Source organism: Sporosarcina sp. Y838 (assembly GCF_056786515.1).
The window spans coordinates 466,435-489,120 of record NZ_JBXCJD010000001.1; the positions used below are offsets into that span (position 1 = coordinate 466,435).

Below are 22,686 nucleotides of genomic sequence, written 5' to 3' on the forward strand. Positions count from 1 at the left end.
ACACATGACAAACATGAAAAAAGTTCCTTTACGTAAATGTGCGGCGACTGGCGGTATGTTCCCGAAAAAGGAAATGATTCGTATCGTCCGCCCAAAAGAAGGGGAAGTTTCAGTCGATCTCACTGGCAAGAAGTCAGGCCGTGGGACATATGTGTCTAAATCCGAAGAAGCAGTTGAATCCGCGCGTCGTAACAGATCGATTGAAAGCCAGCTTGGAACAGCTGTACCTGAACAGGTATACGATGATCTTCTTCATGCTATCCGTCGGGAGGCATTAAAATGACAGATCCGAAAAGGATTTATCAAATGCTTGGAATGGCGGCTAGAGCAAGGATGCTTATCATGGGTGAAGATTTGGTTGTACGGGAAATCCGTTCCGGCAACGCGCGTCTAGTAATTGTTTCAGAAGATGCTTCTAAAAATACATTGAAAAAGTTAACTGATAAAAGTACGTTTTACAACGTTGAGAAGCATGTCTTCGGGAATCGAGAAGAGCTCGGGCATGCAGTTGGGAAAGAGTCACGGGTAGTACTTGCCCTAACGGATGCTGGTTTTGCCAGAAAAATATCCGGGCTACTCAACGAATATAACCGGGGGTGGACTAATGACGAAAATTCGAGTACACGAATATGCGAAAAAAGTGAATCGGTCGAGTAAAGAAGTTATTGATGAATTAGGAAAGATAAATGTGAGTGTGTCAAATCATATGTCAACAATTGATAATGATGTAATTACGAAACTGGATAGTAAATTTGGAGGCAATGTGAATAAACCAAATGCCCCTAAAGTATATCCAAAAGCTGCTGAACGAAAAGAAACGCCAAAAGCTGCACAATCTGCTAGCGGCAACCGTCCAGCACAAGGCTCAACAGGCGGCAACCGTCCGTCACAAGGCTCTACAGGTGGCAACCGTCCAGCACAAAGCTCAACAGGCGGCAACCGTCCGTCACAAGGCTCAACAGGCGGCAACCGTCCGTCACAAGGTTCAACAGGTGGCAACCGTCCAGCACAAGGTTCAACAGGTGGCAACCGTCCAGCACAAGGCTCGACAGGTGGCAACCGTCCAGCACAAGGCTCGACAGGTGGCAACCGTCCAGCACAAGGCTCGACAGGTGGCAACCGTCCAGCACAAGGCTCAACAGGTGGCAACCGTCCGGCGCAAGGTTCGACAGGTGGCAACCGTCCGGCGCAAGGTGCACCAGGTGGCCAAAACCGTCCAAGTTCTGGCGGACCAAGCCGACCGGCAGGCGGAGCACCAAACCGCTCAGGTGGAGGTCGTGGTGGACGTCCACCAGCACGTGGGATAAACCAAGGGCGCAGAAGATATCGTCCGGCCAACCCGATTCCGAAGGTAGAGAAACCATTACCGGAAAAAATTACTTACTATGAGTCGCTTTCAGTAGCAGAACTTGCGAATAAACTAGGTCGTGAGCCATCCGCTATTATTAAAAAACTATTCATGCTTGGTATTATGGCTACAATCAACCAAGAACTAGACAAAGATGCGATTGAACTTATCTGCGCAGACTACGAAGTTGAAGTAGAAGAAGAAATTCGTATTGATGTAACTGATCTTGAAACATATTTTGAAGAACATGAAGAAGTTGCGACTGAACTAATTGAACGTCCACCAGTTGTAACAATCATGGGTCACGTAGACCATGGTAAAACAACACTTCTGGATTCGATTCGACATACAAAAGTTACGCAAGGCGAAGCGGGTGGAATTACTCAACATATTGGTGCATACCAAATTGAAGAGAATGGCAAGAAAATAACTTTCCTTGACACACCAGGTCACGCAGCATTTACGACAATGCGTGCACGTGGAGCAAAAGTTACTGATATTACAATTCTAGTTGTTGCAGCGGATGATGGTGTTATGCCACAAACGATTGAAGCCATCAACCATGCAAAAGCGGCTGATGTTCCGATTATCGTTGCAGTAAATAAAATGGATAAACCTTCTGCAAATCCCGATCGTGTTATGCAAGAATTGACAGATCAGGGTCTTGTAGCTGAAGCTTGGGGCGGCGATGCAATATTCGTACCAATTTCGGCGTTGAAAGGTGAAGGGATTGACCAGTTGATAGAAATGGTCCTTCTCGTTGCTGAAGTTGCTGAACTCAAAGCGGATCCAAAAATCCGTGCACGCGGAAGTGTTATTGAAGCATCTCTTGACAAAGGACGCGGAGCCGTTGCAACGCTTCTTGTACAAGACGGAACACTTCATATTGGAGACCCAATTGTTGTAGGTAACACATACGGTCGTGTTCGCGCAATGGTGAGTGATATCGGCCGCCGTGTGAAAGAAGCAGGACCATCTACACCAATCGAAATTACTGGGCTAAGCGACGTACCACAAGCCGGAGATCGTTTTGTTGTCTTTGAAGATGAAAAAACAGCACGTCAAATCGGAGAAACAAGAGCCGGTGAAGCGCTGCAAGATCAACGTGTTGAGAAAACGCGTGTCACGCTCGATAACCTGTTCGATCATATGAAACAGGGTGAAATTAAAGAATTGAACTTAATCGTTAAAGCGGACGTACAAGGTACGGTTGAAGCGATGGCCTCTTCACTTATGAAAATTGAAGTCGAAGGTGTTAACGTGAAAATTATCCATACAGGTGCCGGCGCGATTAATGAATCTGATATATCTCTTGCTGCTGCTTCGAATGCTATCGTTATCGGATTTAACGTTCGTCCTGACGTCAATGCGAAACGTGCGGCGGACGAAGAAGGCGTAGACATTCGACAACACCGTGTTATCTATAAAGTAATTGAAGAAATAGAATTGGCAATGAAGGGTATGCTAGACCCTGAATACGAAGAAAAAGTTATCGGACAAATTGAAGTGCGCGAAACAATTAAAGTGTCTAAAATCGGTACGATTGCGGGAAGCTATGTAACGAGTGGTAAAATTACTCGTGATTCAAGCGTTCGTATTGTTCGCGACAACATCGTCATTTTCGAAGGTGAAATTGATACTTTGAAACGCTTTAAAGATGATGCAAAAGAAGTGGCAAAAGGATACGAATGTGGTATTACAATCAAGAACTTTGATGATATACATGTTGGTGATGTCATTGAAGCATTCATTATGGAAGAAATTAAACGAGTATGATTGTCTATGCGGAATGTTCATTCTTCATTCCGATGGCTGCTTCTCTAAAAGACAAGCGGTCAGTTTTGAAACGGATGACAGACAGAGTGAAAAATGCTTATAATGTCTCCATTGCAGAAATAGATCATCAAGATTTGTGGCAACGTACAACAATCGCTCTAGTTGCCGTGGCTTCATCAAAAGATGCAGCTGAGCGTGAAGTTAGACGAGCGATACGGTTCCTGGAGTCAAATCCGGACTGGGAATTATCCAACTTGACGCTTGACCATTATTAATACAGGATTGGGGTGACCGCCCATGTCAATGCGTGCTAATCGCGTTGCAGAACAAATGAAAAAAGAACTTGGTGGAATCATCGGCCAAAAATTGAAAGATCCACGGATCGGTTTTGTTACAGTAACCGATGTCGAGGTGACCGGAGATCTTCAACATGCGACTATTTACATTTCAGTTCTAGGACATGAAAAGGAAAAAGAAGATACGTTGAAAGGGCTCAATCAGGCGAAAGGATTTATTCGCACTGAAATCGGCCAACGTATCAGACTTCGCATTACACCTGAGATTAAATTCGAATTCGATAGTTCCGTAGCCTACGGAACTCGGATTGAATCACTTCTTAAACAGGTGAAGAACGAGGACAATCAATAAGAAATGAGTAGGAAGTCGGTGTCCCTAAGGACTTTCCGACTTCCTATTTTTACATATTGAATGTAACTTCTAAGGTGGCGACATGAATGAATGGAATACTTCCTTTATGGAAAGAAAAAGGGATGACTTCGCATGACTGTGTATTCAAATTGCGAAAAATTCTTGGTACTAAAAAAGTGGGACATACGGGTACACTGGATCCGAGCGTAGAAGGTGTATTACCGATTTGTATCGGGCAAGCGACAAAAGTAGCTGAATACGTAACGGACTCTGGGAAGGAATATGTGGCACTTGTTTCCATAGGGACTTCAACGGAAACGGAAGATGCGGATGGAGCGATTGTAGCTTCAGACTTATCGCCAAAACATATTACAAGGGCCGAAATTGAAGCAGTTCTCACAAAATTAACAGGCGAAATTACTCAAATTCCACCCATGTACTCCGCTGTGAAAGTGAACGGCCGCAAACTCTACGAATATGCACGAAAAGGAATAGAGGTTGAAAGGCCAGAGCGAAAAGTTCTTATACATGAAATCGAATTGTTAGACCCTGTAGAATGGTACGCAGGAGAATCGATTTCATTCCGTATTAGGGTCGCATGCGGGAAAGGAACATACATCCGAACACTTGCGGTACAAATTGGCGAGCTATTGGGCTTTCCTGCACATATGGCAGCCCTCGTCCGTACATCTTCAGGGACGTATGTGCAGGACGATTGTCGTACGTTGGATGAAGTCAGGTCACTTCAGGAAGAAGGACAAATTTCCACGATACTTCGCCCGCTGGAAGATGCACTGAGCGATTTCGTTGCCATTGAAGTCACTAAAGAGCTTCTCGAAAAAGTAGAAAATGGACAAGTGCTGCCTGAGCATCCACTGCTTGAAAGTGAAGAGGCAATCGTATTTATGAATGAAGGTAAGGCACTCGCAATTTACAGGAAGCATCCTACCAAGCTTGGTCTTATGAAGCCTGAAAAAATGTTTCCATTGAACAGGTAAGGGGAGCGATTACAATGGACATTTACAAATTACATTATCCAGGAACAATAATGGTTGATAACGACTCGCATTATTCCCTTGCAATCGGTTTCTTTGACGGCTTGCATAAAGGTCATCAGACAGTGATCAACGAAGCGAAGAGAAAGGCTGAAGAACTTGGCATCCGTTCGGCAGTTATGACATTTGATCCACACCCCTCTCATCTATTTGGTGATGGTGAGAATAAGGTAGGTTATATCACGCAGCATCAGGAAAAAGTTCGGCTGCTTAGTGCTATGGGGATTGATGCTTTGTTCATCGTAACGTTTGACTGGGCGCTTGCCTCGCTTTCGCCTAAGCAATTTGTTGATATTTTCTTGAAGGAACTCAATGTTTTGCATGTCACTGCAGGATTTGACTTTACATTTGGTTCAAAGGGTGTAGGTACGATGGAACAAATGGCTGCATTGGCAGACGAAGCATTCGGTACAACGGTTATTAATAAAGTGACGGATAACGAGGAAAAGATTTCATCAACACGAATTCGGAAGCTTTTGTCTGAAGGTAATGTTGAAGAGACGAAATTGCTTCTAGGTAGACCTTTTCGGACTATGGGCATAGTCGTTGATGGTGAGAAGAGGGGAAGACTCCTTGGATTTCCAACAGCCAACGTCATGCCTGAGAGTAGTACAGTGTTACCTGCAAATGGTGTCTATGCAGTGTGGTTTATTGTGGAAGGAAAAACTTATAAGGGAGTGTGCAATGTCGGCGTTAAACCGACGTTCCATGATCCGAGCGGTAGGCCCGCTGTCATCGAGGTGCATGTACTCGATTTTACCGGAGATCTTTATGGCAAAGAAGCATCTGTAGACTGGATTGGGCATATCCGCAACGAGCAAAAATTCGGTTCTATCGATCTGCTAGTTGAACAAATTGCCAAAGATAAAATTAGCGCACAAGACATTCTAGAAGCGCATCAATGATGGTTGCATTTCAAAAATAGGCATGGTACTATAAATACGTGCCAATGTGCACAAACCATTCCTTGGCATCGCGAATCACCAACGCTTGCTCGGGAACCGGGGATATCTTACTATTGGAGGTGAAGAAGATGGCTATAACACAAGAGCGTAAAAATGAATTGATCAGTGAATACAAAATTCATGAAACTGATACTGGGTCAGCAGATGTCCAGATCGCAGTACTTACAGAAGAGATCAATAACCTGACAGAACATTTCCGTCTTCATAAGAAAGACAACCACTCACGTCGTGGTCTTTACAAAATGATCGGAACTCGTAAAAGACTTTTGAGATACCTACGAGACAATGAAGTTCAGCGTTACCGTGATCTTATTGCTAAACTCGGCCTTCGCCGTTAATAAGATGACTATCGAAAGTGGGCCTTGTGCCCGCTTTTTTTTGTGTTTTTTAAAGTGTTTGGTGTCAGTAACTGGCACAATGTGTTTCGACCTGTTCAAATCTCCACAAAAAATCAAAACTTCATTAATTACCTTGTTCTATATTAGAAACGACAATAAAGTGGTATACTATACAAATGTGCCATGACGACGGTTAATGATGATAAAAACTTGTGTTCACTGAGCGCTATCACTTACACTACTATTAATACATACACGTAAACAGTTCAGGCTGAGATGTGGAGAGGGGTTCAATTATGACCGAAAAAAAAGTATACACACTTGATTGGGCAGGACGACCGTTAACAATTGAAACGGGACAACTTGCAAAACAGGCGAATGGAGCAGTACTCGTACGCTACGGAGAAACAACAGTACTTTCAACTGCAACATCTTCTAAAAATTCACGGGGGTTAGATTTCTTCCCGCTTACAGTGAATTACGAGGAGCGTATGTATGCGGTTGGGAAAATCCCCGGTGGCTTCCTTAAGCGCGAAGGACGTCCATCTGATAAGGCTGTTTTAACAAGCCGTCTGATTGACCGTCCAATACGTCCTTTATTCGCAGATGGATTCCGTAATGATGTACAAGTCATCTCAATGGTTATGTCAGTTGATCAAGACTGTTCATCTGAAATGGCAGCAATGCTCGGTTCTTCACTTGCATTGTCGATTTCTGACATTCCTTTTGAAGGACCGATTGCTGGTATTCAAATTGGACTAATCGACGGAAAATTCATCGTCAATCCAACACCGGCACAATTGGAAAAAAGTGAGCTTGACCTTGTTGTCGCTGGTACGAAAGATGCTATCAACATGGTTGAAGCAGGCGCACAAGAAGTCGCTGAAGACATCATTCTTGAAGCCATCATGTTTGGTCATGGTGAAATCATTAAACTGATTGAGTTCCAGGAAAAAATTATTGCTGAAGTTGGCAAAGCAAAAACAGATGTTGCACTATTCACATTGGACGAAACAATTATGTCTGATATTAAAAATAGCTGCGAAACCGATCTTGTTAATGCAATCCAGACAGTTGAGAAGCATGCACGCGAAGATGCTATCAATGCTGTGAAAAACGAAGTCATTGAACGCTACAAAGAAAACGAAGCGGACGATGCGACAATGAAACAAGTAAAAGGCGTATTAGAGCACATCGTTAAAGAAGAAGTGCGTCGTCTTATTACAGATGATAAGATCCGTCCTGATGGCCGTGGTCTCGATGAAATTCGTCCACTTGCATCAGAAGTAGGCATTTTGCCACGTACACACGGTTCTGGTCTCTTTACGCGCGGCCAAACGCAAGCGCTTAGTGTTTGTACACTAGGAGCACTTGGGGAAGTACAAATCATTGATGGCCTCGGCCTGGAAGAGACAAAACGTTTTATGCACCATTATAACTTCCCGAATTTCAGTGTCGGTGAAACAGGTCCAATTCGTGGACCAGGTCGTCGTGAAATCGGACACGGTGCACTTGGAGAACGCGCACTTTCAGCAGTTCTCCCGAATGATACTGACTTCCCATACACAATCCGTCTTGTAGCAGAAGTGCTCGAGTCAAACGGTTCTTCTTCACAAGCATCCATTTGTGCTTCAACAATGGCGATGCTCGATGCAGGGGTACCACTTAAAGCACCGGTTGCGGGTATCGCAATGGGACTTGTGAAAAAAGGGGATAACTACTCTGTCCTGTCTGATATCCAAGGGATGGAAGATCATCTCGGCGATATGGACTTTAAAGTAGCAGGAACTGAAAAAGGAATTACTGCACTTCAAATGGATATTAAAATCGAAGGTCTATCTAGAGAAATCTTGCAAGAAGCATTGACACAAGCAAAAATAGGGCGCTTGGTAATATTGAATCATATGATTACAGCAATTTCAGGACCACGTGAAGAGCTTTCGCAATACGCACCTAAAATTATTGTCATCAAAATCAACCCAGATAAGATTCGTGACGTAATTGGACCAGGCGGGAAAGTTATCAATAAAATTATCGAAGAGACAAATGTCAAAATCGATACGGAACAAGATGGTACGATTTACATTTCTTCTCCAAATAATGACATGAATACAAAAGCGAAAGCAATGATTGAAAATATTGTTCGCGAAGCAAAAGTCGGCGAATATTATATGGCGAAAGTGAAACGAGTTGAAAAATTCGGTGCATTCCTCGAACTCTTCCCTGGGAAAGATGGACTGCTTCATATTTCGGAAATTGCAGAAGAACGCACAAAAGCGGTTGAAGACGTTCTAAAACTGAATGATGAAATGTTTGTTAAAGTAATTGAAATTGATAACCAAGGACGAGTTAACTTGTCTAGAAAAGTTGTTATACTTGAAGAAAAAGAAGCAGCAGAAAAAGCGAATAACTGAATCGAATTACAATTACAGATTGAAAAGCCCCTCTTCAAGTGAAGATGGAGGCTTTTTGTTCTTTCATTAATTATACTAGGAACAGCTATAATAGAATTAAGTTTAAAAGGGGGAATCAGAGAAATGATAAAAACACATCTATGCCAGAATGGCGTTAGAATCATCCATGAAACGATGCCTCATGTACGCTCGGTAGCACTCGGTATATGGGTCGGCACGGGTTCAAGGGATGAAATGGAATCAGAAGCAGGGATTGCCCATTTCATTGAACATATGCTCTTTAAAGGAACGGCAACAAGAAGCGCACGGATGATCGCAGAGGAATTTGACCGTATCGGTGGTGACGTCAATGCATTCACATCCAAAGAAATGACGTGCTATTATACGACAGTGCTTGGACACCAGGCACCACGCGCACTTTCCATTTTGACGGATATGTTTTTCAACTCGAAGTTTGATGAAGTGGAAATAGAAAAAGAGAAATCGATTGTCCTTGATGAAATCGCGGCAGTTGAAGACGCACCTGATGATGATGTGGACGAAAGACTTTGGGCAACCATGTATCCAGAACAGCCAATCGGCAAACCGGTTCTCGGCAATGAAGAAACAATCAACAAATTTAACCGTGAAATGATAGAAGAATTTATGGAGAACAATTATACGCCCGAACGGATTGTTATTTCTCTTGCAGGAAACTATGATGAACGACTAATCAGGCTCATTGAAGTCCAATTTGGTTCATTCAAACGGACTGAAAAGGTTGAAGAACAGGCTTTTTCTACGATTCCAACATTTCATGAAGGTCTTTCGCTTAAAGCTAAAGATATTGAACAAGCACATATCTGTCTAGGCTTTCCAGGTCTTCCTGTAGATGATAAACGGATTCATGAATTAGTAGTTCTAGACAGTATAATTGGTGGCTCGATGTCCTCGCGCCTATTCCAGGAAGTCCGTGAAGAGCGTGGCCTGGCTTACTCAATCCATTCCTATTTCTCGGCCTATCGAAATGCTGGAACTTTCATGATTTACGGCGGGACATCACCCGAAAACCTAAAGATATTATCCGAGACAATCGATGAAGTTATCCATTCAGTTTTGAATGAAGGCATTACTGAAAAAGAATTATATAATGCGAAAGAGCAGCTAAAAGGTGGATTCCTTCTAGGGTTAGAAAGTTCAGAAGCTAGGATGCATCGCAATGGTAAAAATGAGCTTATTTTGCAAGAACATAAAACAGCCGATGAAGTCGTTTCCCTGATTGACAAAGTCGAATTGAATCAGGTTTATAGAATGGCAAATGATATTTTTACAGGAAAGCGAGCAACTTCAATAATTGCACCAAAAGACATTATAAAAGAATATGAAAAATGATTTTCGTGTCAGTCAGTTTTTCCTTGTTCAACTCATATGATGAATGGAGATGAAAGAAAGGGGAATTGACGATGCTACTATCAGAACTTGCTCAAAAGGAGCTTATTCAAGTTGAGGACGGTGTTCGCTATGGTTTTTTGGCGGATACCGACCTTATTTTTAATGGGAAAACAGGTGATATTATCGGATTTGAAATAAAGAAGAAATTCGGTCGTTTTTCATTCAAAAACCGTCAAGAAACTTCCGATGAATTCATACCTTGGCATGAGATTGTCTTAATTGGAGAACACCGCATTCTGTTTGGAAAAACGCATAGTATGGAAATGTTGGATAGCGATGACAGAGAATAAGTGGCTTTTTATAGGGACAGATAATAGATTAGGAGCTTGTAGTCGAATATGGTCTGAGAAAGGATTCATCAGTCACCATAGTGCGACTGATGTATTATCTGAAAAACTTCGTGAACAGATTGAAGAACTTAAACCGCAGCATATCGTTTTTCCGATTTTACAAATGGGTGGGTCGCTACCACCCGCATTGCTAGGAAAAGATACAGAACTGTATACAGGAAGGGCATCAGATGAATGGCTGATGCCCTTCAAAGAGGCTGGACTTAAAATCCATACCTATCTTAAGGAAGAACAGTTCATCTGGCAAAATGCACTACTCACTGCGGAGGGGTTCATCCACGACTATTATTCACGCACAGGCAGATGCATTTCCGGTAGATCTTTCAGCGTAGCGGGTTTTGGTAAAGTTGGAAAGGCGACTGCGCATGCACTGGCATCCCTAGGAGCCCATATTACCGTTGTCGCTAGGTCCGATGAACAACTGGGGGAAGCATCCATTCATGGATATAAGACCGAACGTTTAACGAGTAAGTGGTCAATGCTAGAGGGTACGCTCATTAATACGATTCCCGCAAAATGGTTGGAGCTTTCAGAAGCCCCGGGTATGCATATTTTCGACCTCGCATCAGCCCCGGGTTGCCTAAAGGAACGGCTTTCGTCTGAATACTATACAGTACTCCTAGGATTACCGGGAAAACATTTTCCTGTTGACGCCGCAGCCGCATTAGCGGATGCGCTAGAGAGGATCTATAGAAGATGAAAGGGGAACTCCATGTTAAAGGGAAAAAGAGTAGGACTGGGCATTACAGCTTCACATTGTACGTATGAAGAAATCATTCCGGTTATCGATTCACTAAAAGACGCTGGAGCGACCGTTATACCAGTTATCACTCACTCAGTTTTAACCGCTGCAACGCGCTTCGGAACAGGGGAAGAATGGATTGCACGTATCGAAGGGGCGACGGGAGAAAAAGTAATTTCTACCATTGTTGGAGCAGAACCATTCGGTCCAAGTACCCCTGTCGATTGCATGATTATCGCACCGATGACAGGAAATTCAATGAGTAGATTTGCGAATGCTGCCACGGATTCGCCTGTATTGATGGCGGCAAAAGCTACGTTGCGCAATGATAGTCCAGTACTCATTGGAATTTCAACGAACGATGCACTCGGTTTAAATGCGATGAACCTCATGAAGCTGGTAAATATGAAAAATGTATTTTTTATTCCGTTCGGACAGGACGATCCAATCAAAAAACCGAATTCACTTATCTCTGATTTTACACTTATGGTACCCGCAACTGTTGCAGCCCTCGAAAAAAGACAACTCCAACCATTATTGATTATTCATAAAAAAATATAAAAATACAGGGCAGAATATTCTTTTATATGATATAATTCCTCCAATGAACTGCTAACGATGTTAAGGACTAAAGTATTTCCATTAAATATGCTACATAATGTAGCGATGAGGAAATAAGACTTATTTATACACGTCCTGGTTATTTATACATCTGTATAAGCTGAAAGGGAGATAGAGATGAAAAAAGTGAATGTAGCAATAGTAGGCGCGACGGGGGCAGTTGGTACAAAAATACTTGAAAAGTTACTGGAACGTGATTATCCTGTACAAACAATTAAACTATTAGCTTCGAAGCGATCTGCGGGAAAAGAAATTACTGCAGGTGGCCTTAAATATATCGTTGAAGAAACAGTACCGGAATCATTCGAAGGCATTGATATCGCTTTTTTCAGTGCAGGAGGATCGATTTCAGAAAAATTTGCACCTGAAGCAGTGAAAAGAGGCGCGGTCGTTATAGATAATACGAGCGCATTCCGAATGAAAGACCAAATTCCTCTAGTAGTGCCAGAAGTGAACGCGAATGCTTTAAATGACCATAACGGAATCATTGCGAATCCAAACTGTTCAACGATTCAGATGGTAACTGCGCTACAGCCAATCCGTGAAAAGTTCGGTATGAACAGAATCATTGTTTCGACATATCAGGCGGTTTCAGGTGCAGGATCCGAAGCGATTGATGAATTGGAAAATCAAAGCCAGCAGTTTGAAAAACGTTCAGAGATTGAAGCAGCTGTCTTACCATCTGCATCAGCGGAACGTCACTATCCAATTGCTTTTAATGCAATTCCACAGATTGATTCATTCGATCCGTCAGGCTATACACTTGAAGAATTAAAAATGATGAATGAAACGAAAAAAATATTTGGTGATCAAGAAATTTCTGTTTCAGCGACATGCGTTCGTTTGCCTGTCGTCACGGGGCATTCCGAATCCGTTTATATTGAAATCGGTTCAGAAAATGTATCCGTGAAAGAACTTCATACTTTACTGGAAAATGCGCCAGGCGTTGTTGTCCAAGATGATCCTTCCAAACAACTGTATCCAATGCCATTATTCGCAGAAGGAAAAGACGAAGTATTTGTTGGCCGTATACGGAAAGATCCAAATCATCCAGCAGGATTCCACCTGTGGATTGTATCGGACAATCTTCTAAAAGGGGCAGCATTGAATTCAGTACAAATCGCAGAAGCTTTGATTAAATAACAAATCTCAGTAAAGGGTTGATCATAAATGGAACTTGGACAGATTGCTACAGCGATGGTCACTTCTTTTTCATCTACAGGTGAAGTCGATTACGATAGAGCAGCTAAACTGATAGAGCATTTGATTGCAAATGGAACAGATACACTGGTCGTCAATGGTACAACGGGTGAGTCGCCAACCGTTACGACTGTAGAAAAGGAAGCTATGCTGGCTTTTACAATTGAACAAGTAAATAAAAGAATACCGGTAATTGCGGGAACTGGAACGAATAGTACTGCTGAATCCATACTGCTGACAAAGCAGGCCGAAAAACTTGGGGCGGATGGTATTATGCTTGTCACGCCTTACTACAACAAGCCCAATCAAAAAGGGATGTACGCACACTTTTCAACAATTGCAGGCGAAACAGAACTGCCTGTACTGCTCTACAATATTCCGGGACGTTCCGTCGTGAATATGCTTCCGGAGACTGTTATTGAACTGTCAAAAGTGAAGAATATCCGCGCAATAAAAGAAGCAAGCGGTAGTCTTGAGCAAATGTCAGCAATCATTTCGGGAACGGACGATGGGTTCTCAGTTTATAGCGGTGACGATGCACTCACACTTCCGCTTCTTGCAATCGGCGGAAAAGGGGTCGTATCGGTAGCGGCACATGTCGTCGGAAACGAAATGCAACAGATGGTTAATGCGTTTAAACAGGGTAGAACAGAACAAGCAGGAGCAATGCACAGGGCTTTGGTTCCATTATTCCGCGCACTGTTTTCCGATCCGAATCCAGTACCTCTGAAATATGCATTGAAGAAAATTGGTGTTGAAACCGGAGGGGTAAGACTCCCGTTAGTTCCTTTTGAAGAAGTAGATATCCAATTTGATAAAGTATGGGATAACTATAAAAAGCAGTCTCATATATTTAATTAATCAAAGCCGGTAGCGAATACCGGCTTTTTTTGTTTGTACAGATTGCTACTCTCCCGTATAATGAAAATTAGTCGTTATGGACGGGAATTATTAATAGGAGGAAACAAAGTGACAAAACCAAAAAATGAAGTAATTAGAGTCATCCCACTCGGTGGAGTTGGGGAAATCGGGAAAGCGATGTACGTGGTCGAAGTCGATGAAGAACTATTTATCGTTGATGCTGGGCTTATGTTCCCTGAGGGAGAAATGCTTGGAATTGACATCGTCATTCCAGATATAAGTTATATTGTAGAAAACAAAGAACGTGTGAAAGGAATCTTCCTAACGCACGGCCATGAAGATGCAATCGGCTCAATTTCGTACTTGTTGCAAAAAGTACAAGCACCTGTCTATGGATCTAAATTGACAATTGCGCTTGCAAAAGAACATCTGAAAGCGATGCCAGCACCTTCCAACGTCAAGTTTTTTGAAGTTACAAACAAAAGTCGCATGAATTTCAAATGTACGCATGTTACATTCTTTAATACGACTCATAGTATTCCAGATTCGCTTGGAATCGTTTTCCACACGAGTGAGGGAGCAATTGTCCATACAGGAGAATTTAAATTTGATCAGTCCGCTAAAGGCAAGTACCGTCCAGATATTGCAAAGATGGCCTTACTTGGTGAGGAAGGTGTTTTCATCCTCATGTCAGATTCTTCCGAAGCGGAGCGCCCGGGTTATACAACTTCCGAGTCCGTTATCGAAAAAAGCCTATCTAAAACGTTCCACGGAGCTGAAGGCCGTATTCTTGTCGCGCTTTATGCGTCAAACTTCATCCGGATTCAACAAGTTTTCGACACGGCATTTGAAACAGGTAAAAAAGTGGCAGTCGTCGGAAAAAGCTTGGAGAGTTATTTCGAAGTCGGCATGAAACTTGGTTATTTAACAATTGAGGATGATATCGTCATTCCAGTTAAGGAAATTGAAAAGTATGATGATGACCGTGTCGTAGTGATCGTGACAGGAAACCAAGGCGAGCCGCTTGAAGCGCTTGAAAAAATTGTCCGTAAACAGCATAGAGACGTTCGCATCAAAGAATCGGATACTATTCTAATCACATTCACACCATCTCCAGGAATGGAAGTATCCATGTTCCAGACTATGAATGACCTTGCGAAAGCAGGTGCAAATGTACTCACTTCAAGTAAGAATGTTCACGTTTCGGGGCATGGTAGCTCGGAAGACTTGAAACTGATGTTGAACTTGATGCAACCGAAGTACTTCATTCCAATTCAGGGTGAATACCGGATGCTAATCGCTCACTCTAAACTGGCTCAGGAAACAGGACTTCAAAAGGCGCAAATATTTATTGCAGACAAAGGCGATATCGTCGAATATAAAAATGATAAAATGCGCATGAGTGGACGTGTACAAGCGGGGAATATTTTGATTGATGGAATCGGTGTTGGAGACGTTGGAAATATTGTTCTAAGGGACCGTAAATTACTATCACAAGACGGGATCTTCACCGTGGTCGTTACATTGAATCGCAAACAGAAACGCATTGCTTCAGGACCAGAAATTGTTTCTCGCGGATTTGTTTATGTGCGTGAATCCGAAGAGCTTTTTGATGAGTCAGTAAAACTCGTTAGAAAAATTGTAGAGAAGTATGTGAATAAAGAGACGTTTGAATGGACAAACATTAAGCAAGAGATACGCGATACACTAAGCTCTTATCTGTATCAACAGACCAAGAGAAGACCGATGATTATTCCTATCATCATGGAATACTGATTCAAGAAAATTGAATCGATAAAAACGCTTCGAAGGGTTTCCTTGCCGTCTGACCGGCGGGAAACCCTTTTTTGTAAAAAGGAGGAAGCGGAAGCAAATGGCGAAAAAGAAGGCGAACAATAAAAAGAAATCCAATGCACGGAAAAAAAAGACCACTGAATCGCAACCGTTATTATATGAAGTGATGGGCATCGCAATGATTGGACTAGCAATCATCATCATATTTGAATTCGGAGTTGCCGGAAGAGGCTTGTCCTCATTATCAAGATTCATCTTTGGGAATTGGCATGTCGCGATTCCGCTTTTACTCATTATTCAGGCACTCATGTTTATGATTAAGCAGAAAATGGGCGGCTGGAAAAATCGAATTGTCGCAGGTAGCCTTTTCATACTCGCAAGTCTGATTCTCTTTAGCCATGTCCATTTGTTCAAAGAATTGTATGAAAGTCGTGTCCTTATGACTGATTCAGTACTAAGGGAAACATGGAAAGTGCTTATTACGAATGATGGTATTACGTCAAGGAGTGGAGCACTTGGCGGCGGAATGGCAGGCGCATTTCTTTTCACAATGTTTTTTTCCTTGTTCGATTCAGCTGGAGCAACGGTCGCTGGAGTCTTGTTGTTTATCATTGGTCTCATACTCATAACTGGGAAAGCGCTCGTTCCCTATCTTGCTGAACGTTTGCCTAAGCTTGCCGGAAATATGAAAGGTACATTTACAAGAAAAGCGCAGGCAGTCGAAAAAGACCGGACTGCACCAAGAACGACCCGCTCAAAATCGAAGAGAACTGAACTTGCTGATGAACCGCCGCAAATAGACATACCGAGTTCCCAAGCGGAAATTGAGGAAGTTGTATCACAACCAATTATTTCGGCATTCAGTGAACGAATTGACAAAGCACCCAGCGATGAGCAGGCAGCAGTCGTTGAAGAAGAAAAAGAAATCACTGGTGAAATTAGTACTTATATAAAAGGTGTCACAGGAGAAGAAGAGAACGAGTCGTATATATTGCCTCCAGTAAATTTACTGAGACAGACGCCACTGGTTGATCAATCTGAAGAATACAACTCCATTCAAGCGAATGCACAAAAGCTTGAAAAAACGTTCCTTAGCTTCGGGGTTAAAGCAAAAGTTACCGAAGTACATCTTGGACCAGCTGTCACGAAGTATGAAGTGTTGCCGGACACAGGTGTTAAAGTAAGCCGTATCGTAAGCCTTGCAGATGATATCGCACTGGCACTGGCAGCAAGTGGTATCCGAATTGAAGCGCCGATACCAGGGAAATCTGCAATTGGAATTGAAGTACCAAACAGTTCCGTAGCTGTCGTCAGTCTTCGAGAAGTTATCGAAGCGAAAGAGAACAACCGTCCTGATTCAAAATTAATGATTTCGCTGGGACGCGATGTAACAGGGCAAGCCATGCTTGCAGAATTGAACAAGATGCCTCACGTTCTCATTGCAGGTTCAACAGGCAGTGGTAAAAGTGTTTGTATTAATGGGATAATCGTCAGTATTTTAATGCGTGCGAAACCGCATGAAGTGAAAATGATGATGATAGACCCTAAAATGGTGGAACTAAATGTCTACAATGGCGTTCCACATTTACTTGCACCCGTCGTCACAGATCCTAGAAAGGCATCTCAAGCACTAAAAAAAGTTGTATCTGAAATGGAACGAAGATACGAACTGTTTTCACATACGGGAACAAGAAATATTGAAGGGTACAACGATCATATCGAAGTATGGAATGAAGAAAATGAAGAAAAGCATCCACGCATGCCCTATATCGTAGTCATCGTAGATGAACTTGCAGACCTTATGATGGTTGCATCGAGTGATGTGGAAGATTCCATTACCCGTCTTGCACAAATGGCACGTGCAGCAGGAATCCACTTGATCATTGCGACACAGCGGCCAAGTGTAGATGTTATCACAGGGATTATTAAAGCGAACATTCCGTCACGAATCGCATTCGCAGTATCGTCATCTATCGATTCTAGAACAATTTTGGATAGTGGCGGGGCAGAAAAACTGCTCGGCAGAGGCGATATGCTTTTTCTTCCAGCGGGTGTTGCAAAACCAGTTAGAATTCAAGGCGCCTTCGTTACGGACAGTGAAGTAGAGGCCATTGTCGATTTTGTTATTGAACAACAGAAAGCGCAATATCAAGAAGAAATGATTCCGACAGAAATAGAAGAAGTGGCACCGCATGAAGAAACGGATGACTTGTATGATGATGCTGTCCAACTTGTAACAGATATGCAAACTGCTTCAGTTTCATTATTGCAACGCCGATTCAGAGTGGGTTATTCGAGAGCTGCGCGTATAGTCGATCAAATGGAAATGCGTGGCGTTGTTGGGCCACCCGAAGGTAGTAAACCACGTCAAGTTTTGATGGGGAAAGACGATACGGATATCCACTCATGAAAAAGGAATCAAAATAGGTCCAATAAAATAACCGCAAAATCCGAACTAATAATAATTTCATTCGTGTTGTTTATTTTATAAGACAAAAGTGATATAGTATGGATGATTAGTAGTTGACGTTTAACATCAGAGGTCTGACCTCGCAGGGGGAGATGTAATGATGGTAAAGACGGATCAAAGGCATCTATATGTGCAAGTGATTGAACGTCTGAAGAGAGACATCGAACTGGGTATCTTTAAAGAAAATGAGCGTTTCCCTTCTGAGTTTGAACTTGCCCGCACGCTTGGTGTAAGCCGTGCAACACTCCGCGAAGCACTTCGTGTGCTGGAAGAGGACAAAGTCATTCTCAGAAAGCACGGTGTCGGTACATTCGTAAAGCCGAAGCCGTTATTTTCATCAGGCATTGAACAATTATCCAGCGTTTCATCAATGATTCGCGATGCGGGGATGGAACCAGGAACGATTTTCATGGATGTTTCAGAATCCATTCCATGTGAAGAGAGTCAAGCGAGATTTGAGTGCGGTGAAAATGATAATCTCGTTACGATTAAAAGAGTTAGGACTGCAGATAGCGATCCAGTTGTTTTTTGTATTGATCAGGTACTTTCAAAAAATCTTCCAGCAGGAACGGAAGAACTATTGAATGAGTCTATTTTCGATGCAATAGAAAAATCTGGCGCGATCCATATCGCTCAAGCAGTGGCACACATTGAACCAATTGGGTATGATGATGAGGCATCATCCATTCTCCGATGTGGGATAGATGTACCATTACTTGTCCTCATACAGCATCATTACAGTGAGGAAGGCGAAATGGTCCTCTACTCTAAAAACTATTTTCGGGCTGATAAGTTCAGTTTTCATGTTGTTCGTAAAAGGGTATAAGACGTTCATACGTCCTACTAATAAAAAACAGGGGGGTTCCAAAATTGAGCAAACGTAAATTTGGACTAGCTTTATCAATGGTTCTTGCTGCAGGTACAATTCTTGGTGCATGCGGAACGGATAAAGAAAAAGAGGGTACGAAGTCTACAGGCGGTACGAATGAAGATACTTTTTCAATTGCAATGGTAACTGATACAGGCGGAGTGGACGACAAATCGTTCAACCAATCTGCTTGGAAAGGAATCCAAGAATACGGTGAAGAAAACAAGCTAGAAAAAGGCGATGGCGGTTTTGATTACTTAGCATCAAAAGAAGACGCTGAATACCTTCCTAACTTAAACAAACTTGTACAACGTGATTTCGACCTAATCGTAGGTGTTGGCTTCTTGTTGAAAGAGTCTATTGAAGAGGTTGCTTCACAGCGTACTGACAACAATTTCGCACTAGTAGACGAGGTTTCTGACCTTCCAAACGTAGCAAGTCTTATGTTTAAAGAGCAAGAAGGCGCATTCCTTGCAGGTGTTGCAGCTGCTCGTATGACGAAATCCGATAAAATCGGCTTTATTGGCGGTATGGAAATTCCTGTAATCGAACGTTTTGAAGCTGGATTCCTTGCGGGAGTTGCTGCAGTAAAACCTGAACTAAAAGTTGACGTTCAGTACACAGGCGACTTTGCAAAAGCGGAACTTGGTAAAGCAACGGCAAACCGTATGTACTCTTCAGGCGTAGATATTATTTTCCACGCTGCCGGCGGTTCAGGTACAGGTGTATTCTCTGAAGCAAAAGAACGTAAAAAAGCAGATCCAAATGCATATGTATGGGTAATCGGCGTTGACTCTGACCAGTATGATGAAGGTAAAGTAGGCGACGATAACATTACATTGACTTCAATGCTTAAACGTGTTGATATCGCAGTTAAAAACACTGCTGAATTAGCAGCTAAAGGTGAATTCCCAGGCGGCGAAATAACTACGTTCGGACTTGCTGACGATGGTATCGCACTTGCAGATTCACGTGGAGCAATTCCACAAGAAGTAATGGACGAAGTGGAAGAATTTACTAAGAAAATCGCAGATGGTGAAATCGAAGTTCCGGAATTCACTAAGAAATAAGTCTGAAAAGGTATCATGAAGGTCGATTCAATTCGGTCTTCATGATTTCCATTTAAATTAATAGAATAAAGGATTCCGTAAAAGGAATTTTTTCTTGTGTTAATTTAAACTTATATACGTATATGCGAGGGAGTGAACCCAGTGGAATATGTAATTGAAATGCTGAATATCCGAAAGGAATTCGGTAATTTTGTTGCGAATGATGATATTACTCTTCAACTTGAAAAAGGTGAAATACATGCTTTATTAGGAGAGAATGGTGCAGGGAAATCAACATTGATGAATGTGCTGTTTGGCCTTTATCAACCTGACGGCGGAGAAATCCGTGTACGTGGGAAAGCGACTGCAATTACAGATCCCAATGTCGCAAACAGTTTAGGAATAGGAATGGTTCACCAGCATTTCATGTTGGTTGAAAATCTCACTGTTACTGAAAATATCATTCTGGGAAATGAACCTAAAAAAATGGGCATGATTAATGTGAAAGACGCTGCGAAAAAAGTGGCTGAGATTTCAAAGCTTTACGGGCTTGATGTGGATCCATATGCAAAAATCGAGGACATATCAGTAGGTATGCAACAGCGGGTAGAAATATTAAAAACGCTTTATCGTGGGGCGGAAATCTTGATTTTCGATGAACCGACAGCCTCTCTAACACCTCAAGAAATTACTGAACTGATTTCAATTATGAAAAAGTTGATTGGTGAAGGTAAGTCGATTATCGTCATCACACACAAACTTCAAGAAATAATGGATGTGTCCAATCGGGTTACGATTATTCGTAAAGGACAGGGGATTGGTACGGTCATAACTGCCGAAACCAATCCTGAAGAGTTGGCAACACTGATGGTTGGACGTCAAGTAACATTCAAAACTGAAAAAGGACCGTCTTATCCAAAAGAGGAAGTCCTTCGCATTGAAAATCTTGTTGTTGAAGATTACCGCGGTATTCCAAAAGTGAAAGGCTTGAATCTATCTGTCCGTAAAGGCGAAATTGTAGGTATTGCAGGAATTGACGGCAATGGCCAATCGGAATTGATAGAGGCTATTACAGGTCTGCGAAAAGTGAAAAGTGGAAAAATTTTGATGGATTCAAAGGATGTCACAGGAAAAAAACCGCGTGACATAACTGAAATCGGTTTGGGCCATATTCCTCAAGACCGACACAAGCATGGTCTCGTCCTTGATTTCACTGTTGGTTATAATGCGGCATTGCAATCGTATTATAAAAAACCTTTGTCCAAAAATGGCATCATGAATTATAAACTCGTGTCTGATAAAGCGAATGACATCATAGAAACGTTTGACGTACGGACGCAAGGGGAGAATGAGTTAGTCCGTGCGTTGTCTGGAGGAAATCAGCAAAAACTTATCATTGGACGAGAAATAGTTCGTAATCCAGATTTACTAATTGCTGCACTCCCAACACGTGGGCTTGACGTCGGAGCAATTGAATTCATCCATAAAAGATTAATCGAACAGCGTGATAATGGGAAAGCCGTTCTTCTAATTTCATTTGAACTTGATGAGGTTATGAATGTTTCTGATCGGATTGCAGTTATTTATGATGGTGTAATTGTCGATACGGTTATTCCCACGGAGACAACTGAACAGCAACTAGGTCTTCTGATGGCAGGCCAATCTAAGGATCAAGCTACCTCCGAGCTGAAAGAAGGTGATGATAACCATGTCGAATAGGTTTGTAAATATACTGGTACCTATCATCTCAATTATACTGGGTCTGCTAGTAGGAGCAGTCGTGATGTGGTTTAGCGGATACGATCCGATTGCCGGGTATATCGCATTATGGAATGGTATTTTCGGAGATATGTACTCAATTGGGGAAACAATCCGTCAAATAAGCCCTTATTTACTAGCTGGTCTAGCTGTTGCTTTTGCATTCCGCACAGGACTGTTCAATATCGGTGTGGAGGGTCAACTAATTGTAGGTTGGTTTGCAGCAGCTTATGTAGGTATGGCGTTTGAATTACCTACAATCATCCACTTACCTTTTGCGCTTCTTGCGGCGGCACTCGCAGGAGCGCTCTGGGGACTGATACCGGGAATATTAAAAGCAACACTTCACGTGCACGAAGTTATCGTCACAATTATGATGAATTATATTGCACTTCATACAGTTAATGCGTTAATAAAAGCAGTTTCCGATGGTGGCTACAAGACAGAAAAAATTCATCCTACCGCATCACTTCGTTCAGAATTCTTATCCAATCTGACTGATTTTTCAACTATGCACTATGGAATTTTCGTTGCACTTGCGATGGTTGTAGTCATGTGGTTCATCTTGGAAAAAACGAAAACAGGCTTCGAGCTTAAGTCGGTCGGTTTCAATGACCATGCATCTCAGTATGCAGGGATGAACGTAAAGAAGAATATTATTCTTTCGATGGTAGTCTCTGGTGCATTTGCTGGACTTGGTGGAGCAATGGAAGCACTTGGAACGTTCGGTAATATGGTGACACGTAGTGCGTTTACAGGTATTGGATTTGACGGGATTGCCGTCGCTTTACTAGGTGCAAATACGCCGCTTGGTGTTGTTTTCGGTGCTTCATTGTTTGGATCATTAAAATATGGTGCTGGTAATATGCCGAATGAAGCAGGAGTTCCTGTTGAAATCGTTTCCATCGTTATTGCACTAATCATATTCTTTGTCGCTTCAGGTTATATCATCCGAGTTCTTCTGAGCAAGATGAAAAAGAAAAAGGAGGCAAAATGAT

Annotated in this window: 21 protein-coding genes; all 21 read left to right on the forward strand. The window is 42.4% G+C overall.

Annotated features, from left to right (window positions below; all coding sequences use genetic code 11):
* Nucleotides 1–4: 4 nt before the first annotated feature.
* The 21 genes from rnpM (at nt 5) to AC1TO4_RS02340 (ending at nt 22,685) form a co-directional block, all read left to right on the forward strand.
* Nucleotides 5–283, forward strand: coding sequence for an RNase P modulator RnpM (rnpM, locus tag AC1TO4_RS02240; RefSeq protein WP_482100477.1), 279 nt, complete (start codon nt 5–7; stop codon nt 281–283).
* Entirely contained in the window at nt 280–657 is a 378-nt protein-coding gene (locus AC1TO4_RS02245) for a YlxQ family RNA-binding protein (protein WP_482103955.1), read from the forward strand. Before rnpM ends, AC1TO4_RS02245 begins: the two co-directional genes overlap by 4 nt.
* The gene (gene infB, locus AC1TO4_RS02250) at nt 605–3,124 is read left to right on the forward strand and encodes a translation initiation factor IF-2 (RefSeq protein WP_482103956.1); all 2,520 of its coding nucleotides are present in this window, start codon (nt 605–607) and stop codon (nt 3,122–3,124) included. The genes AC1TO4_RS02245 and infB overlap by 53 nt, the downstream gene beginning before the upstream one ends.
* The gene (locus tag AC1TO4_RS02255) at nt 3,121–3,399 is read left to right on the forward strand and encodes a DUF503 domain-containing protein (RefSeq protein WP_482100480.1); all 279 of its coding nucleotides are present in this window, start codon (nt 3,121–3,123) and stop codon (nt 3,397–3,399) included. The genes infB and AC1TO4_RS02255 overlap by 4 nt, the downstream gene beginning before the upstream one ends.
* A 22-nt stretch (nt 3,400–3,421) precedes the next feature.
* Nucleotides 3,422–3,772, forward strand: coding sequence for a 30S ribosome-binding factor RbfA (gene rbfA, locus AC1TO4_RS02260; RefSeq protein ID WP_482103957.1), 351 nt, complete (start codon nt 3,422–3,424; stop codon nt 3,770–3,772).
* Nucleotides 3,773–3,858: 86 nt separating this feature from the next.
* A complete protein-coding gene (gene truB, locus AC1TO4_RS02265; RefSeq protein WP_482103958.1) occupies nt 3,859–4,770 on the forward strand; it encodes a tRNA pseudouridine(55) synthase TruB in 912 nt (303 codons plus the stop codon).
* 14 nt (nt 4,771–4,784) lie between these two features.
* Nucleotides 4,785–5,732 carry a bifunctional riboflavin kinase/FAD synthetase gene (locus AC1TO4_RS02270; RefSeq protein WP_482103959.1) on the forward strand — a complete coding sequence of 316 codons (948 nt, stop codon included), beginning with the start codon at nt 4,785–4,787 and terminating at the stop codon, nt 5,730–5,732.
* A 128-nt stretch (nt 5,733–5,860) separates the two neighbouring features.
* Nucleotides 5,861–6,130 (forward strand): 30S ribosomal protein S15, encoded by a 270-nt coding sequence (rpsO, locus tag AC1TO4_RS02275; protein ID WP_482100484.1) that lies wholly within the window; start codon nt 5,861–5,863, stop codon nt 6,128–6,130.
* Nucleotides 6,131–6,426: 296 nt separating this feature from the next.
* Entirely contained in the window at nt 6,427–8,544 is a 2,118-nt protein-coding gene (pnp, locus tag AC1TO4_RS02280) for a polyribonucleotide nucleotidyltransferase (RefSeq protein WP_482100485.1), read from the forward strand.
* 123 nt (nt 8,545–8,667) lie between these two features.
* Entirely contained in the window at nt 8,668–9,915 is a 1,248-nt protein-coding gene (locus AC1TO4_RS02285) for a M16 family metallopeptidase (protein WP_482103960.1), read from the forward strand.
* Between the two features lie 71 nt (nt 9,916–9,986).
* On the forward strand, nt 9,987–10,265 hold the full coding sequence (locus AC1TO4_RS02290) for a YlmC/YmxH family sporulation protein (RefSeq protein WP_482100487.1): 279 nt from the start codon (nt 9,987–9,989) through the stop codon (nt 10,263–10,265).
* On the forward strand, nt 10,252–11,025 hold the full coding sequence (locus AC1TO4_RS02295) for a hypothetical protein (protein WP_482103961.1): 774 nt from the start codon (nt 10,252–10,254) through the stop codon (nt 11,023–11,025). The genes AC1TO4_RS02290 and AC1TO4_RS02295 overlap by 14 nt, the downstream gene beginning before the upstream one ends.
* A 12-nt stretch (nt 11,026–11,037) precedes the next feature.
* Nucleotides 11,038–11,628 carry a dipicolinate synthase subunit B gene (locus AC1TO4_RS02300; RefSeq protein WP_482100489.1) on the forward strand — a complete coding sequence of 197 codons (591 nt, stop codon included), beginning with the start codon at nt 11,038–11,040 and terminating at the stop codon, nt 11,626–11,628.
* A gap of 177 nt (nt 11,629–11,805) precedes the next feature.
* On the forward strand, nt 11,806–12,831 hold the full coding sequence (asd, locus tag AC1TO4_RS02305) for an aspartate-semialdehyde dehydrogenase (protein WP_482103962.1): 1,026 nt from the start codon (nt 11,806–11,808) through the stop codon (nt 12,829–12,831).
* 27 nt (nt 12,832–12,858) lie between these two features.
* A complete protein-coding gene (gene dapA, locus AC1TO4_RS02310; RefSeq protein ID WP_482100491.1) occupies nt 12,859–13,749 on the forward strand; it encodes a 4-hydroxy-tetrahydrodipicolinate synthase in 891 nt (296 codons plus the stop codon).
* Between the two features lie 108 nt (nt 13,750–13,857).
* Nucleotides 13,858–15,525 carry a ribonuclease J gene (locus AC1TO4_RS02315; protein ID WP_482103963.1) on the forward strand — a complete coding sequence of 556 codons (1,668 nt, stop codon included), beginning with the start codon at nt 13,858–13,860 and terminating at the stop codon, nt 15,523–15,525.
* Nucleotides 15,526–15,622: 97 nt separating this feature from the next.
* Complete coding sequence (locus AC1TO4_RS02320; protein WP_482103964.1) at nt 15,623–17,953, forward strand: DNA translocase FtsK; 2,331 nt, start codon at nt 15,623–15,625, stop codon at nt 17,951–17,953.
* 157 nt (nt 17,954–18,110) lie between these two features.
* Complete coding sequence (locus tag AC1TO4_RS02325) at nt 18,111–18,839, forward strand: GntR family transcriptional regulator (protein ID WP_482103965.1); 729 nt, start codon at nt 18,111–18,113, stop codon at nt 18,837–18,839.
* Between the two features lie 44 nt (nt 18,840–18,883).
* The gene (locus AC1TO4_RS02330; RefSeq protein ID WP_482103966.1) at nt 18,884–19,951 is read left to right on the forward strand and encodes a BMP family lipoprotein; all 1,068 of its coding nucleotides are present in this window, start codon (nt 18,884–18,886) and stop codon (nt 19,949–19,951) included.
* 141 nt (nt 19,952–20,092) lie between these two features.
* Complete coding sequence (locus AC1TO4_RS02335; RefSeq protein ID WP_482103967.1) at nt 20,093–21,649, forward strand: ABC transporter ATP-binding protein; 1,557 nt, start codon at nt 20,093–20,095, stop codon at nt 21,647–21,649.
* Nucleotides 21,639–22,685, forward strand: a complete 1,047-nt coding sequence (locus AC1TO4_RS02340; RefSeq protein WP_482103968.1) for an ABC transporter permease — start codon at nt 21,639–21,641, stop codon at nt 22,683–22,685. The genes AC1TO4_RS02335 and AC1TO4_RS02340 overlap by 11 nt, the downstream gene beginning before the upstream one ends.
* Nucleotide 22,686 lies beyond the last annotated feature (1 nt).

Excerpts from the sequence above, each read along its gene's own strand:
- AC1TO4_RS02295 (WP_482103961.1), top strand. The coding sequence starts at position 10,252 with ATGACAGAGAATAAGTGGCTTTTTATAGGGACAGATAATAGATTAGGA.
- AC1TO4_RS02320 (WP_482103964.1), top strand. The coding sequence starts at position 15,623 with ATGGCGAAAAAGAAGGCGAACAATAAAAAGAAATCCAATGCACGGAAA.
- rnpM (WP_482100477.1), top strand. The coding sequence starts at position 5 with ATGACAAACATGAAAAAAGTTCCTTTACGTAAATGTGCGGCGACTGGC.
- asd (WP_482103962.1), top strand. The coding sequence starts at position 11,806 with ATGAAAAAAGTGAATGTAGCAATAGTAGGCGCGACGGGGGCAGTTGGT.
- dapA (WP_482100491.1), top strand. The coding sequence starts at position 12,859 with ATGGAACTTGGACAGATTGCTACAGCGATGGTCACTTCTTTTTCATCT.
- AC1TO4_RS02300 (WP_482100489.1), top strand. The coding sequence starts at position 11,038 with ATGTTAAAGGGAAAAAGAGTAGGACTGGGCATTACAGCTTCACATTGT.
- truB (WP_482103958.1), top strand. The coding sequence starts at position 3,859 with ATGAATGGAATACTTCCTTTATGGAAAGAAAAAGGGATGACTTCGCAT.
- pnp (WP_482100485.1), top strand. The coding sequence starts at position 6,427 with ATGACCGAAAAAAAAGTATACACACTTGATTGGGCAGGACGACCGTTA.
- AC1TO4_RS02340 (WP_482103968.1), top strand. The coding sequence starts at position 21,639 with ATGTCGAATAGGTTTGTAAATATACTGGTACCTATCATCTCAATTATA.
- AC1TO4_RS02290 (WP_482100487.1), top strand. The coding sequence starts at position 9,987 with ATGCTACTATCAGAACTTGCTCAAAAGGAGCTTATTCAAGTTGAGGAC.
- rpsO (WP_482100484.1), top strand. The coding sequence starts at position 5,861 with ATGGCTATAACACAAGAGCGTAAAAATGAATTGATCAGTGAATACAAA.
- AC1TO4_RS02270 (WP_482103959.1), top strand. The coding sequence starts at position 4,785 with ATGGACATTTACAAATTACATTATCCAGGAACAATAATGGTTGATAAC.
- rbfA (WP_482103957.1), top strand. The coding sequence starts at position 3,422 with ATGTCAATGCGTGCTAATCGCGTTGCAGAACAAATGAAAAAAGAACTT.
- AC1TO4_RS02255 (WP_482100480.1), top strand. The coding sequence starts at position 3,121 with ATGATTGTCTATGCGGAATGTTCATTCTTCATTCCGATGGCTGCTTCT.
- infB (WP_482103956.1), top strand. The coding sequence starts at position 605 with ATGACGAAAATTCGAGTACACGAATATGCGAAAAAAGTGAATCGGTCG.
- AC1TO4_RS02285 (WP_482103960.1), top strand. The coding sequence starts at position 8,668 with ATGATAAAAACACATCTATGCCAGAATGGCGTTAGAATCATCCATGAA.
- AC1TO4_RS02245 (WP_482103955.1), top strand. The coding sequence starts at position 280 with ATGACAGATCCGAAAAGGATTTATCAAATGCTTGGAATGGCGGCTAGA.
- AC1TO4_RS02325 (WP_482103965.1), top strand. The coding sequence starts at position 18,111 with ATGATGGTAAAGACGGATCAAAGGCATCTATATGTGCAAGTGATTGAA.